The organism is Alcaligenes sp. Marseille-Q7550, assembly GCF_965112015.1.
Genome location: NZ_CBCOPU010000002.1, coordinates 1,273,556 through 1,292,486 on the forward strand (window position 1 = coordinate 1,273,556; position 18,931 = coordinate 1,292,486).

The following is an 18,931-nucleotide window of genomic DNA, read 5'->3' on the forward strand; positions in this document are numbered from 1 at the left end:
TGCTTGGCCGCACAAGAGCGGCCGTGGACGAACATCACACGAGAGAAGCTGGCGGAGCGCGCGACCCCAGAGGCGGCCCCAGCGCCGGCAAGGGCGGCAAGGCCCGATACGGAGGTTGGAACGAAACAGGGCGATAGGTCACGACGCCCGCCGGCAAAGGCGCATCCTGGTCGGGCAGCGCGGCCTGGGCGAGCAGCAAGCCGAAGGGGCAATCCAGGCCGACGGCATGGTCATCCTGGGAAGTTTTCCCGGCCGCATCCGACGAGCCCACCCATAGGGTCGTGACCACTCCCTGCGCCGTGCAGAAAGTCATGGCGAACCCATTCTGCTCCGACAGTCCCGGCATGTAGCCCGCAGGCACGACCGCCCGGCACGCGAACGCCAGGAGGACCAGGCAGAACAGGGCCTGCCAGGCCGCTTCAAGCGTGCGCCGAACGGAAATGAAAGCGTGCATGCCGCACAGTATATGACAGGCTTTCCGGCCCGCCCGCAGCGCAATTGTTACCGGCCCGCGGCCGGGAATCCTAGCGACCCTGGACGGGAACCCCCTCCTCCAGGCATTGGACCAGTTCGTCCGGGCGACTCGCTCCCAGCAGGATCATGGTGCGCAGCAGTTCCTGGGCCACGATATCCAGCACGCTCGCCACGCCTTGCTCGCCCCCCTGGGCAAGTCCATAGGCGACCGGGCGCCCCAGGAAGACGCCCTGCGCGCCCCAGGCCAATGCCTTGGCCACGTCGGCTCCTCGCCGGAAACCGCTGTCGATGAAGACCGGCACGCGATCCCGCACGACGTCCATGATCGCCGGAAGCGCCGAAATGGCCGAAGGAGCGACGTCCAGCTGCCGGCCCCCGTGGTTGGACACGATCAGGCCGTCGACTCCATGCTGCAACGCCTGGCGGGCGTCCTGCGGATGCAGGAGGCCTTTGATCAGCAAGGGGCCGTCCCACTTCGAGCGCAACCAGGTCAGGTCTTCCCAGACGAGGGAGCGATCCATGGTGCGCGACAGCAAGGCCGCCTGCGCCTGGGCCGAGGTCGCGCCGCTGGTGGGCGCCAGGTTCACGAACTGCGGCGCGCCGGCCAGGGCCTGACGCCTCAGCCAGCCAGGGTGGAGGGCCATGTCCAGCACCAGGCGCGGACCAGGGCGGAACGGCAGCTTGAAACCATGGCGCACGTCTTTCTCGCGGTAACCGCCGGCCGGCACGTCCACGGTCAGGACCAGCGCCTCGAAGCCGGCCTCGCGGGCGCGATCCAGGATGGAGTCCGCCATGCCCCTGTCCTGCATGACGTACAGTTGCATCCAGCAAGGCCCGTCGGTGGCCTGGCGGACAGCCTCCAGCCGGCTGTTGGAGGCCGTGGACAGGATGTACGGCAAGCCAGCCCTGCCCGCCGCGCGGGCAGCCAGGATGTCTCCCCTGGGCCTGACCACGTCGATCAGCCCGACCGGCGCCACGCCGAACGGCGCGCTCCATGGACGGCCGAACACCTGCACGGCCGTCGAGGCCGCGGCCGTGTCGCGCAGGCTGCGCGGCGACAAGGTGATCGCCTCCAGATCCCGGCGATTGCGTTGCAGGCAGAGCTCATCCTCGGCCGCGCCCGCCACATAGTCATAGACAAAACGCGGCAAGGCGCGCTGCGCCGCCTGCCGGTAATCATCAATATTCAGCTTCATATGCTCCAACGCCCCTGTCCGGGACCAGGCTTGCTGGTCCCGATTCGGATTATTCATTTAGGCTTGAAGTATATGGCCGAACGATCAGGCCTGCGGCGAGGATTCGCCCAGATTGTGCATCAGGCGATTGGCCCAGCCGAAGATGGCGGCCGAGTTGATCAGGTCCAGGATCTCGGCGTCGCTCAGGCCCTGGGCCTGCAAGGCGGCCATGTCCTGGGCGTCCAACTGGTCGGGGGCTTCGGTCAGCTTGACGGCGAAGGCCGCGATGGCGCGCTCCCGGTCCGTGGCGCCCGCGCTGCGCGGATCCTCGAACACCTGGTGCACGGTATCGTTGCGCTTGGCCAATTGTTCGAAACGCTGGGCGTGCACGGAGGCGCAATAGGCGCAGCCATTGATGCGCGAGACCGTCAGGGCCGCCAGCTCGCGCTCCGCGCGCGGCAGGCCGCCCGGCGCGTACATGATGGCGTTATAGGCTTCGGAACGCTGCTGCAGGATGGCGGGCTGATGCACCAGGAAGCGGTAGTAGTCCATTTCCTTGGCCTTGGGATGGCTCATCTCCAGCACGGCGATCTGTTCGGGCGTGGCGCGCTCCAGATCGACCACGTCCAGCCAGGCGGTCCAGTCCAGGTTCTCGTTGGTGAAACCGTTCTTGCGGATGATCTCGCTCATGCCTGCTCCTTGCGCTGTTGCAATGCCAGCAGACCGGCCAGCATGCGGATCTGATAGGACAGGTAGGCGATCAGTTGCGCCACCGTCACCACGTCGGGCGTCTGCAGGCCGGCGGCCTGCAAGGCCTGCAAAGCGGCCTTGTCGCCCTGCACCGGCGTCAGGATCAGGATGCGGGTAAAGACCAGCATGGCGCGCAGGCGCGCATCCTGGACCGCGTCCAGCCTGTCCTGCTCCAGGGCCGCCACCAGGTCCGGCGACACGCCGGGCTGGCTGGCCAGTTGCTTCCGGTAATAGCCGCCCAGTCGCTGCGCCCGCGACAATGCGCACGCATACAAGGCGATGCTCAATCGGTCCTGCAAGGATACCTGGCCCAGTTCAGGCTGGAAAAACAGCTCCTGGCTGCGCTGGATGGCGTCGGTGGCCTTGGCCCGGGCATGGCGCAAGGCATGCAAGTCATCACCGGGGCCCACGCCCAGCAACTGGTCGATCAGGTCGGCTGCGACCGCCTCGTCGTGTTCAGTCATGGTCTCTCCTGTGGCGGCATCCGCCGCACGGTTTCTTTCATCCGGCGCCTCGAGGCGGTTCGGTGACCATACCCTGCGGCGCGGCTCTTCATCAATCCTGCGCGGGCACCCACTCGTCGCCGTAGACCTCAGGCTCGTCATAGGCCTGCAGGCGCTCGAAATGGACAGGCGCGTCTTCCACGAACAACTGGCGGCACAGCCCCTGCGACAGGCGCAAGGCTCCATCGCTGATGGCGGGGATGTCCCCCGACACCTGACCGTGAGTCAATGTGGCGGGATAGCAGAAACAATGCACACGCTCCAGCCCCGGCATCTGGCCGGGCTCGCGCGGCTGGAACTCGAACAGATCGCCCAGGTCCGGCGATTCGCGCAGCTCCTGGCTTTCCTGGCCGGCGGGTTCGGCGAAGCGGTCGCCCCAGACGCGGATGGCGGGCGCGATCGTGCGGTATTCAGGCCGCGAGCGCCAGTCCACCTTGAAGCCGGTGGCGAAGATCACGAAATCGTAGCGGCGCTCGCCGCGCTTGGTCTGCAGGACGACTTGCTCGCCGTCCATGGCCGCGCCCTGCACGCCCGCATCCAGGTAGAAGCGCGCATTGGCATGGCGCGAGACGCGCAGCACGCTGCCGCGCGGCGGCGGCACCTGCTGCTCGCCGATGTAGTGCCGGATCTTCCATTTCCATTCATCCGGCAAGCCCAGCGTGCCATGCACGGCGCCAGGGCTGCCCAGGCCTTTGCCTTTGTTGACGCGGGGAATGTCGGCGCGGCGGATCAGCAGGTCCACGCCGAGGGCCCCGTTCTCCAGCGCCGTGGCGGCGCTGTCCATGGCGGAGGCGCCTGCGCCGATGACGGCCACGCGCTTGCCGCGCAGCTCCGCATAGTCCATGACGTCGGAGGAATGCGCCCGCGCGCCGGGCGCGACGGCCTGCGCCCAGTCCGGCAGGCTGGGGCCGCCCAGGCCGGCGCGACCGGTGGCCAGGACCACATGGCGGGCCAGCACGTCGAATTCGCCCTGCGCGCTGCGTATGCGCAGACGCACATGATCGGCGCTGGGCACGATGTCCAGCACTTCGTGTTCGTTGGCGATGGCTAGTCCATTGACCTGACGGTACCAGCGCAGGTAATCCATCCACTGCAGGCGGGGAATCTTGTCGAGTTCCTCCCAGGCCTGGGCGCCGAACTGGGATTCGAACCAGGCGCGAAAGGTCAGCGCGGGAAAGCCCAGGGCCGGGCCGGTCAATTGCTTGGGAGAACGCAGGGTCTCCATGCGCGCCGTGGTCGCCCAGGGGCCCTCGAACCCGGCAGGCGCCTGGTCGTAGACCTGGGCGCGCAGGCCCAGGTTCTTCATGGCGTTGGCCAGGGCCAGGCCCGCCATGCCGCCGCCCACGATGGCCGCATCCAGCACGGTCTGTCCATCGATGAAGGTCTCGGGCACCCAGGGCTTGGCGGGCAGGTCCAGCCAGGCGTAATCCTGGCGCACGCGCGCCTCCAGCGCGGCCAGACCATCGGGTATCGGAAATTCTGCTGTCATGGTGTCTGCAGGCGGCACAGGCCGCCTTCTGGAAAAAACAAATCGGCTCAGAGAGAATCAAACGGGTCGTGCGTGCTGGGCAGGCCGGTGTCGTCGCCCAGCACGAAGCGCGGAATGAACTGCAGCACGTACTGGCGCAGCGCCTCCACCAGGCGCTGCGCATCGGGGCGCAGTTCGCGGGACTTCAAGGACACCACGCCCATCATGTAGGGCACGTGGATGTCGATGGGGCGCAGCTCCACGTTCTTCATGGGCACGCCGTGCGCCGTGAAGGGGTCGATCAGGGACACGCCCACGCCCTGCCCCACCAGGGCCAGGCCTTCCAGGGACGAGGTCACTTCGATATGGCGGATGTCCTCGGGCGCTTCGGGACTGGCGCGCAACAGGGCCGTGGCCAGGGTATGGCGCAGGCGATGCCGGTTCTGAACGGCGATCAGCGGCATGCCGCGGATTTCGCTCAGGCGCACGGTTTCGCGCTCGGCCAGGGGGCTGCGGGCGGGAACGCCCAGCAGGCAGGGGCTCTGGCCGGACCAGTGCAGGGTGCAACTGTCGATGTCCAGCGGCAGGCTGGTGACGCCCAGGTCGGCTCGGCCTTCATCGATGGCCTGCACCACCTCTTCGGCGTTGACCGTGTCGATGATCAGCTTCTGCTTGAAGGCGGGATCATGCTGCTCCATCAAGCCCAGCACCTGGGGCAGCAGACCGATGGCCAGCGCGCGCGTGGCCACGATGCGCAAGGGGCGCAGGCCGCCGCGGGCGATCTCCAGCGCGCGGCTCTGCAGCGCCTCCAGGTTCATCAGGACGGGGCGCGCCTCCAGGTAGAACTCGCGCCCCTGCTCGGTCAGGGTGACCTGGGGCCGCGTGCGAGTGAACAGCCTGAAGCCCAGTTCCTGCTCCAGTTCCTGGATCTGGCGGCTGACCACGGGCTGCGAGCGGTCCAGCAGGCGTCCGGCAGCGGTGACGCTGCCGGCGGACATCACGGCCGCAAAGGCCTCAAGCTGTCGGATTTCCATGTCGCTTTATGTGGATACTGCATTTATGAACATGGAATATTCTAATGCGGAATAGTTTGCCGCACTAGCGTTTCACGCCGAAACAATGTTCCAGCGACGGAAAAGTCCCGTCGCGCACCTCGGCGCCGTATTGCGCGGCCGCCTGGGAAATCAGCGCGCCCACGTCGGCATAAGGCTTGGCGAATTTCGGGATCTTGCCGCTGGTCAGCCCCAGGATGTCCTCGGTGACCAGCACCTGGCCGTCGCAGGCGGGCGAAGCGCCGATGCCGATGGTGGGAATGGCGATGGACTCCGTGATGCGCCGGCCCAGTCCTTCGGCCACGCCTTCCAGCACCACGCCCCAGGCGCCCGCCTGGGCGTGCGCCACCGCGTCTTCCAGCACGCGCTGGGCGGCGGCGTCATTCATGCCCTGGGCCTTGTAGCCGCCCATGGTGTTCACGTACTGCGGCATCAGCCCGACGTGGGCCAGCACCGGCACGCCGCGCTCCACCAGGAAACGCGTGGTTTCGGCCATGACCTGTCCGCCTTCGAGCTTGACCGCCTGGGCGCCGCTGGCGGCCAGCATGCGCGAGGCATTGGCGAAGGCCTGCTGGGGGGACTGCTGGTAGCTGCCGAAGGGCATGTCCACTACGATGCAGGCGTGCTGCGTGGCGCGCACCACGGCGGCGGCGTGCGCGGCCATCATGTCCACCGTGATGCTCAGGGTGTCCGGCATGGCATAGCCCACCATGGCCGTGGAATCACCCACCAGAATCATGTCCATATGCTCGTCCAGCATGCGCGCGATGGGCGCAATGTAGGCGGTCAGCGAGGCGATCTTCTGCTTGCCCTTGTAAGCCATCAAGGCGGGTACGCTCAGACCCACCTGCGTGCTGTGTACGCTCATACTTACTCCAACTTAAGCCCATTTATCAAAATATGGGAATATGAATGATGCTAATTGCAAAACGTTAGGTAAAAATCCATTCTGCGCCTATATAATCGGCGCAGGAAAAAAAACAATAAGCCAACTTCCTGTCCGCACACAAGGTCCGTGTGCCCATCCCTCGCGGATTCTCGTCTTTTTTCTTTTTTATCGCCGGGCCGCCGGAGCGCCCAAGATAGAAAACACCCCCTTGGGGGCGACAAGCCGAAGGCGTGGCGCGAGGGTAAATTTTTTGCTTTACGCACCTGCGCGGTCCGCCGTCTGGACCGCGCAGGGCCTCGCCGCGCGGCATTCGCGCCGGTTGTCCGCCATCCGGTCTGCCGCGCAGAAACCTAGGAGAAACCTAAGTCCACTACACCCCCTACCATTACCTTCCACGACGGCAACACCGCCCCGCAACTGGGCCTGGGCGTCTGGCAGGTCGAAGCCGCCCGCACGGCCGACGTCGTCTGCAGCGCCATCGAAACGGGGTACCGCCTGATCGATACGGCCGCCATCTACGGCAACGAAGCCGAAGTCGGCCAGGGCATACGCCAGTCCGGCCTGCGCCGTGAGGAACTGTTCGTGACCACCAAGCTGTGGAACGACATGCACGGCCACGAGAACACCCAGAAGGCCTTCAAGGAGAGCCTGGACAAGCTGCAACTGGACTATGTGGACCTGTACCTGATCCACTGGCCCGTGCCCAAGATCGGCCAGTTCGTGCAGTCCTGGGAAATGCTGATCAATTTGCGCAACGAAGGCCTGATCAAGTCCATCGGCGTGTGCAACTTCCAGCCGCATCACCTGCAGACCCTGCTGGACAAGACCGGCGTGCTGCCGGTGCTCAATCAGATCGAGCTGCACCCCGGCTTCCAGCAGTCCGAGCTGCGCCACTACCACCATGATCACGCCATGCAGACCCAGGCATGGAGCCCGCTGGGGCTGGGCACCCTTTGGGACAATCCGGTGCTGCAGCGCATCGCCAAAAAGCACGGCCGCTCGCTCGCGCAGATCGTGCTGCGCTGGCAGGTGCAGCTGGGCAATATGGTGATCACCAAGTCGAACTCGCCCGAGCGCCAGCGCGAGAACTTCGACATCTTCAGTTTCGAGCTGAGCGCCCAGGACATGGCGGACATCGCCGCCCTGGATCAGGCCGGCGGCCGCCTGGGCCCGGACCCCGAACTGTTCCGCCTGCCCAAGGCCGCCTGATCAGGCGCTTCTGCTTACGGGCGCACCCGGCGCGCCGGCCCCGACAAAAGGGCCGCGAGCACGGGAGCCAGGGCGAAGACCAGCAGCAGCACCTGAGCCGACTGGCGCGCGCCCTGCACGCCGCCCGGGTCCACGAAGCCGGCCGCCGTGGTGATGATGCCCGCCATGGCTGCGCCCAGCGCCATGGTGAACAACTGCAGCGTGGTGATCGCCGCCGAGGCGATGTTCTCCTGCCCCTTGGGCGCCGAATGGAACACCCGCGTCAGCAGATGCGGCCAGGCCAGGCCTATGCCCACGCCCACCCCCAGCAAGGACAAATACAGCACCCAGGAATAGTCCGGGCCGCTGGCCAGGCCCTGCCAGGGAATCAGCACGCCCAGCCCCGCCAGGGACAGGCCCGAGAGCAAGGGGCCGGCGATGATGAGCCTGTCGGCCGCCTTCATGCTGCGGCTGGAGCTGGCGATGGAGCCCAGGGTCCAGCCTCCGGACATCAGGGCGGTCAGGTAACCGGCCTTGAGCGGCGTCATGTGGTGAATGATCTGCAGGAAGTAGGGAATGAAGATTTCCGTGGCCACGGCTACGCTGACCAGGCCGATGCCGGCATACAGGCTGCCCAGCGCCGTGCCCAGGGAATACGTGCCTTGCGGGAACAGCCGGCTGGCCGAACCGCGGTCGGCCAGGGCCATGATGTACACCAGCACGGCCCCGCCCAGCACGCCGGCCAGGTTGACCAGCCAGGAACTGGACAGGCTGCCCGCCGACATGACCAGCACGGAAGAGGTCAGCAAAAGCACCTTGCCCAGCGTGGACCCGGACTTGGGCGCATCGGGCCGGCGCGCATCGCGCAACTGGGTCCAGACCAGCAGGGCCAGCCCCAGGGCGCAGGGCAGCACGCTCCAGAAGGCCAGGCGCCACTCCCCCATCTGGGCGAAGACGCCCCCGATGGCAGGTCCGGACAAGGTGGCCACGCCCCACATGCTCGATACCAGCGCCATGGCCCGGGGCCAGAGGCGCTCCTCGAACACCAGGCGGATGGACGAATAGCTCAGCCCCAGCAGCAGGCCGCCGCCCAGCCCCTGCAAGGTGCGCGCGAACAGCAGGAAAGGCATGGAGGGAGCGAGGGCGCAGAACGTCGTGCCCAGCGCGAATACCAGCAGCGACACCAGAAAACCCTGCCGCAGGCCCAGCTTTTCCAGGAACTGCGGCGACAGCGCAGAGCCCAGGATGGAAGCCACCACGAACAGCGTGGTATTCCAGGCGTAGTATTCCAGCCCGCCGATGTCCTGCACGACCGAAGGCAGGATGGTGGTGGCCACATACACATTGATGGCGTGAACCGCCACCCCGCCGGCCAAGGCCAGCGAGCGCAGGCCATTGCGGCCCCACAACAGCTCCGACCAGGATGCTTCTTGAACACTTTGCATTTTTCTCTTTCCGTTGGCGCGTCGGGCGCGCCGCATAGTCATATTCAATAAACCGGCCCGTGCGCTTGCGCGCCGGGCCGATATACAAAATTGATAAGCTCGATGAAAAATACAAAATGGTTCGCGCCAATGATAGTGATTATCATTTAGAAAACACTATCGGTGGATTCATCATGCTTCTTCTCGCCTTCAAGACCAGCCAGGTTGCCCTGCACATGTCCGTGGCCTTCGCCGTGACCTATGCATTCACGGGTTCGCTGGCGACAGGCGGCGTGGCCGCCGTCGTCGAACCCATCTGCAACGTCACCTTGATGCCGCTGCATGACAAACTCTGGACGCGTCTCAAAGACCGGCGCATGCGCCGGAACGAGGGACGTACAAGTGCGCCAGCGGCGCTGGGTGCCTGCTCGTGATCTTTCAGGAGCAGACCCCGGGCCGCTGGCGCAGGCGAAACCTTGCCGTCAAGACAGTTTACAAAAACCGGCTCAAGACTTCAGCAATCCCCTCAGCACGTACTGCATGATGCCGCCATGACGGTAGTAATGGGCTTCGCTGGGAGTGTCGATGCGCACGCGGGCCTCGAACTGGATGTCGCCGGCGCGCACCATGACGGTTTCGGGAATCTGGTCCTGGTTCAGCGCCGTGATGCCCACGATGTCGAAGACCTCGTCGCCGGCCAGACCCAGGGTCTGGGCGTTCTCGCCGTCCGGAAACTGCAGCGGCAGCACGCCCATGCCCAGCAGGTTGCTGCGGTGGATGCGCTCGTAGGATTCGGCGATCACGGCGCGCACGCCCAGCAGCACCGTGCCTTTGGCCGCCCAGTCGCGCGATGAGCCCGAGCCGTATTCCTTGCCCGCCAGGATGACCAGCGGCGTGCCGGTCTGCAGGTAGTTGCGCGATGCGTCGTAGATCGTGGCCACGGGCGCGCCGTCCTGGGTGAAGTCGCGGGTGTAGCCGCCCTCGGTGCCCGGGGCCAGCTGGTTGCGCAGGCGCACGTTGGCGAAGGTGCCGCGGATCATGACTTCGTGGTTGCCGCGGCGCGAGCCGTAGGAGTTGAAGTCCGGCTGCTCCACGCCATGCCCCATCAGGTAGGTGGCCGCAGGCGAAGTGCGCGAGATGGCGCCGGCCGGGCTGATATGGTCGGTGGTGACCGAATCGCCCAGCTTGGCCAGCACGCGCGCGCCGTAGATGTCCGTCACCGGGCTGGGCTCGCGCTGCAGGTCGACGAAGTAAGGCGGCTTGCGCACGTACGTGGAGCTGTCCTGCCAGTGGAACAGATCGCCCTTGGGCGTGGGCAGGGACTGCCAGCGCTGGTCGCCGGCGAACACGTCGGCGTAGCCCTCGCGGTACATGTCAGCCGCGATGGCCTGGCTGATGGTGGCCTGCACCTCGGCGGCCGAAGGCCAGATGTCCTTCAGGAACACGTCCTGGCCGTCCGAGCCCTTGCCCAGCGGCTCCTGGTACAGGTCTATGTCCATGGTGCCGGCCAGCGCATAGGCCACGACCAGCGGCGGGGACATCAGGTAGTTCATCTTGACCTCGGGGTGGATGCGGCCCTCGAAGTTGCGGTTGCCCGACAGCACCGACACCACGGTCAGGTCGTTCTGGCTGATGGCCTGGCTGACCTCCGGGATCAGCGGCCCCGAATTGCCGATGCAGGTGGTGCAGCCGTAGCCCACCAGGTCGAAGCCCAGCTTGTTCAGGTAAGGCGTGAGGCCCGCGCGCTCGTAGTAGTCCGTCACCACGCGCGATCCGGGCGCCAGGCTGGTCTTGACCCAGGGCTTGCGGTTCAGCCCTTTTTCAACGGCCTTCTTGGCCAGCAGAGCCGCCGCCATCATGACGCTGGGGTTGGAGGTATTGGTGCAGGACGTGATGGCCGCGATGACCACCGAGCCGTTGTCCAGCTCGCACTGGCTGCCGTCGGCCAGGGTGAACCGGGCGGCGTTGCTGCGACGCGCCGGCGGTTCATGCGAGGGGACATCGGAAGCGGGGAAGCTTTCTTCCACGGCCTCGTCGTAGCTGGCGGCGTGGCTGCCCACCAGGCCGGCCAGTTCCTGGCGGAAGGACTGCTTGGACGAGGACAGCGCGATGCGATCCTGCGGGCGCTTGGGACCGGCGATGGACGGCACCACGGTGGCCAGATCCAGCTCCAGGCGTTCGGAATAGCGGGGCTCGTGGTCGGGATCGTGCCACAGGCCCTGGGCCTTGGCGTAGGCCTGCACCAGCGCGATCTGCTCGTCCGAGCGGCCGGTCAGCTTCATGTAGCGCAGCGTCCCCTCGTCGATCGGGAACATCGAGATGGTGGAGCCGTATTCAGGGCTCATATTGCCGATGGTGGCGCGGTTGGCCAGCGGCACGGCGCTCACGCCGGGGCCGTAGAACTCCACGAACTTGCCCACCACCCCGTGCTTGCGCAGCATGTCGGTAATGGTCAGCACCAGGTCGGTGGCGGTGGTACCCTCGGGCATCTGGCCGGTGAGCTTGAAGCCCACCACGCGGGGGATCAGCATGGAGATGGGCTGACCCAGCATGGCGGCCTCGGCCTCGATGCCGCCCACGCCCCAGGCGACGACGCCCAGGCCGTTGACCATGGGAGTATGCGAATCCGTGCCCACACAGGTGTCTGGGTAGGCCAGCAGGCGGCCTTCCTCATTGCGCGTGAAGACCACGCGCGCCAGGTGTTCCAGGTTGACCTGGTGCACGATGCCCGTGCCCGGCGGCACGACCTTGAAGTTGTCGAAGGCGTTCTGGCCCCAGCGCAGGAACTGGTAGCGCTCCATGTTGCGGCCGTATTCGATTTCCACGTTGCGCTGGAAGGAGCTGGGGCTGCCGAAATCATCCACGATGACGGAGTGGTCGATGACCAGCTCCACGGGCGCGAGCGGGTTGATCTTGTGAGGATCGCCGCCCAGGGCCTGCATGGCCTCGCGCATGGCGGCCAGGTCCACCACGGCGGGCACGCCGGTGAAGTCCTGCAGCACCACGCGGGCCGGCGTGAAGGCGATTTCCCGGTCGGGGTCGGCGGCCGGATCCCAGGCCGCCAGCGCGCGGATGTCGTCCGCTGTGACATCGCCCCCGTCTTCGGTGCGCAGCAGGTTTTCCAGCAGGATCTTCAGGCCGTACGGCAGGCTGGCCACATCCAGCCCCTCTCCGCGCACCGCGTCCAGGCGGTAATACTCGTAGCGCTGTCCGCCGACGTCCAGATGGTCCAATGACTGAAAACTATCTACGCTTTTCATATCGGGATCTCCGTGAAAAAGGACACCTGCCCGACACCGCCAATCTGCAAGGCCTGCTAAGTGTCTGTGGTAAATGGACAATGGCGAGCGCCACACCTCATCTTACACGTTGTGCTGCCGAGGTGGCTCGACCCGGCCCCCGCGCCGCGCCCTGCGGACGCCCGACCGGTGACAAAACATTTCTTTCCGTATAATGAGCCGTGAAACGTCGCCAACCCGCGCTTGACGCTGCCTGCCGCCCCTCCTCCATCCACACGCTCCCTTTCATGTTTTTAGTCGACCTGCGCCGTCTGATCCTGCTGCTGGCCACCTCCAGCAGTCTGCTGACCCTGGGCTACACCCTGTACGGCGCCTACTCGGCCGAGCGTTCCATCCTGCTCGAACAGTCGCTGGAAAACAACCGCGCCTATGCGCTGAAGCTGGCCAGCAGCACGGACCAATTCGTCGACACGCTGCAGCAGCAATTGGCCTACAGCGCGCGCGTCTTGTACCTGAACATGCACCAGTCCTGGCAACTGGACGCCGAGACGCATCGCCTGAAGGAGCAGAACAACAGCTTCAACTCGGTGCTGATCCTGAACGAGGAAGGCAAGGTGCTGGCCAACTCTCCGCCGGATCTGGGCCTGCTGGGCGCCACGCTGGCCAGCAGCGGCGTGCGCCAGGCGCTGAACGCCAAGCTGCCCACGGTCAGCCAGCCTTATGTATCCAGCACCGGGCGCCTGCTGATCTTCCTGTCGCATCCCATCGTGGACGCCCACGGAGACTACGCGGGCCTGGTGGGCGGCACCATCTACCTGCATGAGCCCAACAGCCTGAACACCTTGCTGGGCGAACATTTCTACCGCGACGGCTCGCAGATCTACGTCGTGGACAAGGACAAGCGGCTGATCTACCACCAGGACCGCAGCCGCATCGGCGAGGTGGTGCAGGGCAACCAGGCCATCGACGCCGTCATCCAGGGCAAGGCCAGCGCCATGCCCCTGGTCAACTCGCAAGGCGTGGACATGCTGGCCGGCTTTGCGCCGGCCCGCGACATCCAGTGGGGCGTGGTGGTGCAGCGCCCCACCCATGTGGTGCTCAACGAGCTGGACGCCTTGCTGGCCAAGGTACTGCGCAACACCATTCCTTTTTTCCTGCTGGTGCTGGTCCTGATCTGGATGCTGGCCCTGCTGATCGCCAAGCCCTTGCGCAAGCTGGCCCGCACGGCGCCGCACTGGGATTCGCCCAGCGCCAGCGAACGCATCGAGAAAGTGCACGCCTGGTATTTCGAGGCGCGGCAGATCAAGCTGGCCATGCTGATCGGCCTGAAGAAGCTGAACCGCAAGATCGGCGTCATGGACCAGGAGCGCAATACCGATCCGCTGACCGGACTGATGAACCGGCGCGGCATGGCGTCGGCCCTGCAGCAATGGAAGGAGGCCGACCTGCCCTTTGCCGTGCTGGCCTGCGACATCGACCATTTCAAATTGGTGAACGACACCTACGGTCATGACGCCGGGGACCTGGTGCTGCGCTTCCTGGCCGACACCATGCGCGCCTGCACCCGCGATACCGACGTCCTCTGCCGTGCGGGCGGCGAAGAATTCTTCCTGTTCCTGCCCAATCAGAACATCGAGCAGGCCGCCCAGCTGGCCGAACGCCTGCGCAATCTGGTCAGCCGTACCGAAAGCCCAGTGGGCCAGAACATCACCATTTCCATCGGCGTGGCTCATTGGCCGGTGCACGCATCCGACCAGGCCAAGGTGCTGAGAATGGCCGACCAGGCCTTGTACGACGCCAAGCGCAATGGACGCAACCGTGTGGAGATAGTCGGCCTGTCGGGGCGCGCCACCAAGAGCGACTGAGCCGTCTACAGACGACGGCAGGCGCTCAGCCGCACATCCACCGTCAGATCCAGGCGCGCCAGGGCGCGCGCCTGTTCCAGCCCCTGCGCGCTGGCGCGGAACAGGTGGGGCGTCATCAGCAGCAGATCGGCAATCTGCGCCTGGGACTGCAGCGCAATCGCAAAGGACAGACGTTCGTCGGCCTCCAGGCTGAAGCCCTCCGGCGGCTCCTGGGTCGGCGGCTTCTCGGCTTTCAGGCTGGGATAGATGATGCGGCGCAGCTCCAGCAGGTGATCCGGCCCCGCCTCCACCTGCAGCAGCAGGCCGCCGGGCTTGAGCGCGCGTCGGAACTCATCGTAGACGGGAAAGCCGAACATGCAGATCAGCGCATCCAGGCTGGCCTCGGGCACGGGCAGGTGCGCGTTGCTGCCCACCAGCCAGCGCATGCCCGGCGAGCTGCGGGCCCCTGCCATGACCGCCCACTTGGAGATGTCCAGCCCTATCAGGGCCAGTTCGCCGCGCTCGTCCCGCTCCTGCAGGCGGCGCAGGTAATAACCCTCCCCGCAGCCGGCGTCCAGGCAGGCATAAGGGGCCTGCCCTTCCAGGCCGTCCATCAGCAGGCGCGCCACGCCGGCGGCAATGGGCACATACACGCCCGATTCCAGATAGCGGCGCCGGGCCGCCACCATCTCCTTGCTGTCGCCAGGGTTGCGCGAGCGCTTGTTCTGCACCGGCAGCAGATTGACGTAGCCCTGGCCGGCCACGTCGAAACAATGGCCCGCCGGGCAGCGCCAGCTGCGCTCCTGCAAGGTCAGGAGTTGGCCGTCCAGGGGACAGCAAAGGCGCCCGAACAGGGGCGGTGTATGGTCAGGCATCGTGTTCATCGCTCTACGGCCACTGCGGCCAAGGCGATAGTGTAGCGCCCCCGGCGCGGGTTCACTCCTGCCCGGCGAACGCCAGCGCCTCGCGCAGCAAGGTCTCGATCAGGGGCTGGATGCGGCGGGCGGGCTCTTCCTGGTAAGCGAAAGGCCAGTGCTCCTGCATGTAGCAGCACTGCGCCATCTCCAGTTGCACGGCATGCACGCCCTGTTCCGGATTGCCGTAGCGGCGGGTGATGTAGCCCCCCTTGAAGCGGCCGTTGAGCACGCTGCTGTAGCGGCCATCGGCCTGGGCCGCCGCCATCAGGCGCGCGCTCAGTCCGGGGGCGCAGCTGGCGCCGTCGGCGGTGCCGAAGTTCAGGTCGGGCAGGCGGCCCTCGAAGAAACGCGGCACCACGGAGCGGATGGAATGGGCGTCCCACAGCACGACGCGGCCATGCAGGCTGCGCAGGCGCGCCAGCTCCCGCTCGAGCTGCTGGTGATACGGCCGCCAGACCGCCTCGCGGCGTTGGGCGATCTCCTGCTCGTCGGGCTCCTGGCCGGGCAGGTAGACGGGCTCATCGCCAAAGGTGTCCAAGGGGCACAGGCCGGTGACGCTCTGGCCGGGATACAGGCTGGCGTTGTCGGGCGGACGGTTCTGGTCCACCACGAAGCGCGAATAATTGGCCACCAGCACGGACGCGCCCAATTCACGGGCGCAGGCGTACAGGCGCGGCAGATGCCAGTCGGTGTCCGGCACCTGGCGGGCCGGCTCGGTAGAGCGCGCCGCCACCTCCGGCGGCACATAGGTTCCGGCATGCGGCATGGAGATCAGCAAAGGCGCCGTGCCGGGGTGAAAGTCAAAAACGGCGGGGTCGGTCATGGCCAGGCTCCAGGATGATCAGGAAACGATGGGGTACAGATCGCCGCGCCGGTGACTCCAGGCGGGCAGCGACTCGCGCAGGCGCGACACGCGTGCCGGATCCAGGTCCGCGCATATATAGCCGGGCTGGTCCGGCATGCAGGCCAGCACCGTGCCCCAGGGGTCGATGATCATGCTGCGTCCCAGGCAGGGCATGGCCGGCCCGGGCCCGCCGATCTGCGCCGCCGCCAGCACGTAGCACTGGTTCTCGATGGCGCGGGCGCGCAGCAGCACTTCCCAATGATCGCGGCCCGTATGCACATTGAAGGCGGCCGGAACCACCAGCGCATTGGCGCCCTGGGCGCGCAGGCTGCGGAACAGCTCGGCAAAGCGCAGGTCGTAGCAGATGCTCAGGCCCAGCGTCAGGCCGCCGGCCTGGACGGTCTGCAAATGATCGCCATGGCAGAAATCATCCGACTCACGGTACTCCAGGCCATTGACCACGGCATCGTACAGATGCACCTTGCGGTACTGCGCGACGATGGCGCCGTCCGGCGAGAACGTCACGCCCGTATTGCCCAGGCGGCGATCGTCCGGCCGGCGCTCGTGCATGGAACCCATGTGGATCCAGGCGCCCGTGCGCCGCGCCAGGCTGGCCATGCGCTCGGTGACCAGGCCGGGAATGGGCGTGGCGTTCTGCTGCAGCCAGGCCGTATCGCCGCGTACATCGCTGTATTCGGGCGTGATGATCAATTTCGCCCCGTCCTGGGCCGCCGCCAGCACCCAGCGCTCGATCTGCGCCAGGTTGGCCTCGCGGTCCCGGCCGCTGTCCAGTTGAATCAGGGCGACGCGTGTCGTAGACATAGTGTTTCCTTCTTCCAGGCCCGGCGCTTGCGCGCCGGGCGGGTTCAATCCTGCAAGGCCTGGGCCACCTGGGCCGCCAGATGCGCCAGCACGGCGGCGCCTTCGCCGCCGTACAGGGTGGCGCTGGTGCGGCCGTCCGTGAAGCCGTCGGCCAGCACGGCCAGCACGACGCTGCGTCCGCCCACCGTCAGGATGCCGGCGTCGTGGCGCAGTCCGGGCAGGGAGCCCGTCTTGTGGGCCAGCTCCGCCTGCGGCGGCAGGATGGCCGCGAAATGGCCGCGCTCGCGCTGATCGGCCAGCATCCGCAGCCCTTCCTGGCGCAAGTCGTCCGGCAAGGCGGGCGCATGCAGCAGGTATGCCAGGGCGGCGCAGGCATCGGCCGCGCTGGTCCAGTTGTCCTTGCCCTGGGCCCGCGCCTGGGCGTCCATCATGTGGCGCTGCAGGTCCGTCTGCCGCAGGCCGGCCTGCCGGCTCCCATGGTTGATGCGCTCCATGCCCAGCAGGTCGATCAAGGCGTTGGTGGCCACGTTGTCGCTCAGGACGAGCATCAGGTGCGCCAGTTCGCGCAGCGTCAAGGCCTGCACGCTGGGCAGCTGGCTGAGGATGCCCGTGCCGCCGGCGCGGCCGGCGGCGGGCAGCGCGCACATGTCCTCCAGGCTCAGGCGCCCCTGGGCGACTTCCTCCAGCAGGCACAGCAGCATGGGCACCTTGATCAGGCTGGCCGAGGGCATGGCGCGCTGCGCATGCCAGTCGAACAGGCTGTCGCCCTCCAACGTGCGCACGGCCATGGAAATGCGGGCGCTCTCCCGCTCCAGCACGGGCTCCAGGCTGCGCTGCAGGCGGCCGCGCAGCGCAGCCGCATCCAGTATCTCGCTTCCCAGGGTGAACATGGCGTTTCTCCTCGTCGATCAGGCCAGGATCATGAACAGGCCGGCGAACATCAGCAAATTGATGAGCATCACGGCCCAGCCGTTGTACAGCATGTACTTGAGCTGGGTGGAACGGGCCAGGCCCATCTGGCCGAACATGTCGGACGAAGGGAAGGGACCGAACCAGTCGATCTGCGAGCTGCCCAGGATCACCGCCGTGGTGGCGGCGGGACCCACGCCGGCCGCCGCCAGCACGGGACCGAATATCTTGGCGGTGAAGGTCATCTGCGCCACGGCCGCTCCCGGGATGTGGCCCACCACGTTGAAGGCCACGATGATCATGCACAGGGCCGCGCCGCTGATGCCCACCAGGTAGGGCTGCACCGCGTCCAGCAGGGCGTGATAGGCGTTGAGCTGATCCACCAGCACCAGCACGGGATTGAACAGCCAGAACAGGAAGAAGATCCAGATCAGCTTGCCCGCGCCGGCATACATGGCCTGCAGGATCTCGCGCGGGGCCAGTCCGCCGGCCAGGCCGGTGACCGCGCCCAGGGACACCATCACGATGATGGCGAAGGCAAAGCCGGCCTTGGCCATGATACCGATGACGGCCAGGGTCACGATGGTGGCGCAGAAGGCCCAGGCGGCGCGCACGGCCTTGGGCGAGGCCTTGGCGTTCAGGTCGAAGGCGGCGGCGCCCTGCGCGGCTTCTTCATACTGGAAGTCCTTTTCCGTCATCTTCTGGATGCGGCCGGACATGAACCAGCCGGTCAGCAACGTGGCGGCGGCCATGGGCAGGCCGGCCACGGTCAGGTACTCCATGTAGCTCAGGCCCGTCAGGCCGGTCACGGTCACCACATTGGGGGTGAACGGCCCCAGGACCAGGCCGGCCGAGCCGGCGCTCTGGAACAGCGCGGCCACGGCGGGCGGGGACAGGCGCACGGCGGCGGCGATCGGGATCACCACCGCGGCGATGATGGCGTTGCCGCCGGCCAGGGTGCCCAGGGCGCCGCAGATCAGGGTGGACGTCACCATGATGCCCAGGCGCACGCGCACCGGATTGGACAGGCCGATGCGCTTGACGATGGCGCGCACCAGTTGTTCGGCCGCGCCCGTGCGGGAGGCCACTTCGCCCACGCCCGCGCCCAGCACGATGATCAGGCCGACCACCGCAATGAACGAACCCAGCGATTCGGCCAGCAGCTTGCCCATGGCAATCGGGGTGGTGCTGGTCATGATGGCGCCCAGCACGATGGCGCCTATGGTCGCCCGCACGATCTCCACGCCCAGCAGGGCGATGACGGCGAACACCACCACCGGCGTCAGGCCCCACAGGGAGGTCTGGCCGGGCAGGTAGAAGTGGGTATAGAGAGCTATGGCTAGCCCGATCAAGAACACCGCAATGGCTATATTACGCTTGCCAGTGGGCGCCTGTTGCTGAGTGAAGGTCATGATGTCTCCTTTACGATCCTT

The 18,931-nt window shown here is 66.6% G+C and carries 17 protein-coding genes; 3 read left to right on the top strand and 14 right to left on the bottom strand.

Annotated features, from left to right (window positions below; genetic code table 11):
• Positions 1 to 34: 34 nt before the first annotated feature.
• The 7 genes from ACWPWO_RS15485 to panB all read right to left on the bottom strand — a co-directional run bounded on the left by ACWPWO_RS15485 (position 35) and on the right by panB (position 6,290).
• Entirely contained in the window at positions 35 to 454 is a 420-nt protein-coding gene (locus ACWPWO_RS15485; RefSeq protein WP_454007329.1) for a DUF2946 family protein, read from the bottom strand.
• A 70-nt stretch (positions 455 to 524) separates the two neighbouring features.
• A complete protein-coding gene (locus ACWPWO_RS15490; RefSeq protein ID WP_454007330.1) occupies positions 525 to 1,670 on the bottom strand; it encodes an alpha-hydroxy acid oxidase in 1,146 nt (381 codons plus the stop codon).
• 84 nt (positions 1,671 to 1,754) lie between these two features.
• A complete protein-coding gene (locus ACWPWO_RS15495; protein WP_394062546.1) occupies positions 1,755 to 2,339 on the bottom strand; it encodes a peroxidase-related enzyme in 585 nt (194 codons plus the stop codon).
• Positions 2,336 to 2,863 carry a CMD domain-containing protein gene (locus ACWPWO_RS15500; RefSeq protein WP_454007331.1) on the bottom strand — a complete coding sequence of 176 codons (528 nt, stop codon included), beginning with the start codon at positions 2,861 to 2,863 and terminating at the stop codon, positions 2,336 to 2,338. Before ACWPWO_RS15500 ends, ACWPWO_RS15495 begins: the two co-directional genes overlap by 4 nt.
• A gap of 91 nt (positions 2,864 to 2,954) precedes the next feature.
• The gene (locus ACWPWO_RS15505; protein WP_454007332.1) at positions 2,955 to 4,391 is read right to left on the bottom strand and encodes an NAD(P)-binding domain-containing protein; all 1,437 of its coding nucleotides are present in this window, start codon (positions 4,389 to 4,391) and stop codon (positions 2,955 to 2,957) included.
• 47 nt (positions 4,392 to 4,438) lie between these two features.
• Positions 4,439 to 5,404, bottom strand: coding sequence for a LysR family transcriptional regulator (locus ACWPWO_RS15510; protein ID WP_454007333.1), 966 nt, complete (start codon positions 5,402 to 5,404; stop codon positions 4,439 to 4,441).
• 64 nt (positions 5,405 to 5,468) lie between these two features.
• A complete protein-coding gene (gene panB, locus ACWPWO_RS15515; protein WP_454007334.1) occupies positions 5,469 to 6,290 on the bottom strand; it encodes a 3-methyl-2-oxobutanoate hydroxymethyltransferase in 822 nt (273 codons plus the stop codon).
• 444 nt (positions 6,291 to 6,734) lie between these two features.
• On the opposite strand from panB, the gene ACWPWO_RS15520 reads away from it, so the two are divergent.
• Positions 6,735 to 7,520: an aldo/keto reductase gene (locus ACWPWO_RS15520; protein ID WP_454007508.1), complete on the top strand. Its 786-nt coding sequence runs from the start codon at positions 6,735 to 6,737 to the stop codon at positions 7,518 to 7,520.
• Positions 7,521 to 7,534: 14 nt separating this feature from the next.
• On the opposite strand, the gene ACWPWO_RS15525 is transcribed toward ACWPWO_RS15520, so the two are convergent.
• Positions 7,535 to 8,944, bottom strand: coding sequence for an MFS transporter (locus ACWPWO_RS15525; protein WP_454007335.1), 1,410 nt, complete (start codon positions 8,942 to 8,944; stop codon positions 7,535 to 7,537).
• Between the two features lie 59 nt (positions 8,945 to 9,003).
• Between ACWPWO_RS15525 and ACWPWO_RS15530 the strand changes: the two genes are divergently transcribed.
• Positions 9,004 to 9,357, top strand: a complete 354-nt coding sequence (locus ACWPWO_RS15530; RefSeq protein ID WP_454007336.1) for a DUF2061 domain-containing protein — start codon at positions 9,004 to 9,006, stop codon at positions 9,355 to 9,357.
• 72 nt (positions 9,358 to 9,429) lie between these two features.
• Here the strand turns inward: ACWPWO_RS15530 and acnA are convergent, their stop codons facing one another.
• On the bottom strand, positions 9,430 to 12,183 hold the full coding sequence (gene acnA / locus ACWPWO_RS15535; RefSeq protein WP_454007337.1) for an aconitate hydratase AcnA: 2,754 nt from the start codon (positions 12,181 to 12,183) through the stop codon (positions 9,430 to 9,432).
• 266 nt (positions 12,184 to 12,449) lie between these two features.
• On the opposite strand from acnA, the gene ACWPWO_RS15540 reads away from it, so the two are divergent.
• Positions 12,450 to 14,027, top strand: a complete 1,578-nt coding sequence (locus tag ACWPWO_RS15540) for a diguanylate cyclase domain-containing protein (RefSeq protein WP_454007338.1) — start codon at positions 12,450 to 12,452, stop codon at positions 14,025 to 14,027.
• Between the two features lie 5 nt (positions 14,028 to 14,032).
• Here the strand turns inward: ACWPWO_RS15540 and ACWPWO_RS15545 are convergent, their stop codons facing one another.
• From ACWPWO_RS15545 to ACWPWO_RS15565, 5 genes are all read right to left on the bottom strand, one after another.
• Positions 14,033 to 14,881 (bottom strand): putative RNA methyltransferase, encoded by an 849-nt coding sequence (locus tag ACWPWO_RS15545; protein ID WP_454007339.1) that lies wholly within the window; start codon positions 14,879 to 14,881, stop codon positions 14,033 to 14,035.
• Positions 14,882 to 14,942: 61 nt separating this feature from the next.
• On the bottom strand, positions 14,943 to 15,746 hold the full coding sequence (hutG, locus tag ACWPWO_RS15550) for an N-formylglutamate deformylase (protein WP_454007340.1): 804 nt from the start codon (positions 15,744 to 15,746) through the stop codon (positions 14,943 to 14,945).
• Positions 15,747 to 15,764: 18 nt separating this feature from the next.
• Positions 15,765 to 16,589, bottom strand: coding sequence for a carbon-nitrogen hydrolase family protein (locus ACWPWO_RS15555; RefSeq protein ID WP_454007341.1), 825 nt, complete (start codon positions 16,587 to 16,589; stop codon positions 15,765 to 15,767).
• A 44-nt stretch (positions 16,590 to 16,633) separates the two neighbouring features.
• Positions 16,634 to 17,479 carry a serine hydrolase gene (locus tag ACWPWO_RS15560; RefSeq protein ID WP_454007342.1) on the bottom strand — a complete coding sequence of 282 codons (846 nt, stop codon included), beginning with the start codon at positions 17,477 to 17,479 and terminating at the stop codon, positions 16,634 to 16,636.
• A gap of 18 nt (positions 17,480 to 17,497) precedes the next feature.
• Complete coding sequence (locus ACWPWO_RS15565; RefSeq protein ID WP_454007343.1) at positions 17,498 to 18,910, bottom strand: gluconate:proton symporter; 1,413 nt, start codon at positions 18,908 to 18,910, stop codon at positions 17,498 to 17,500.
• Positions 18,911 to 18,931 lie beyond the last annotated feature (21 nt).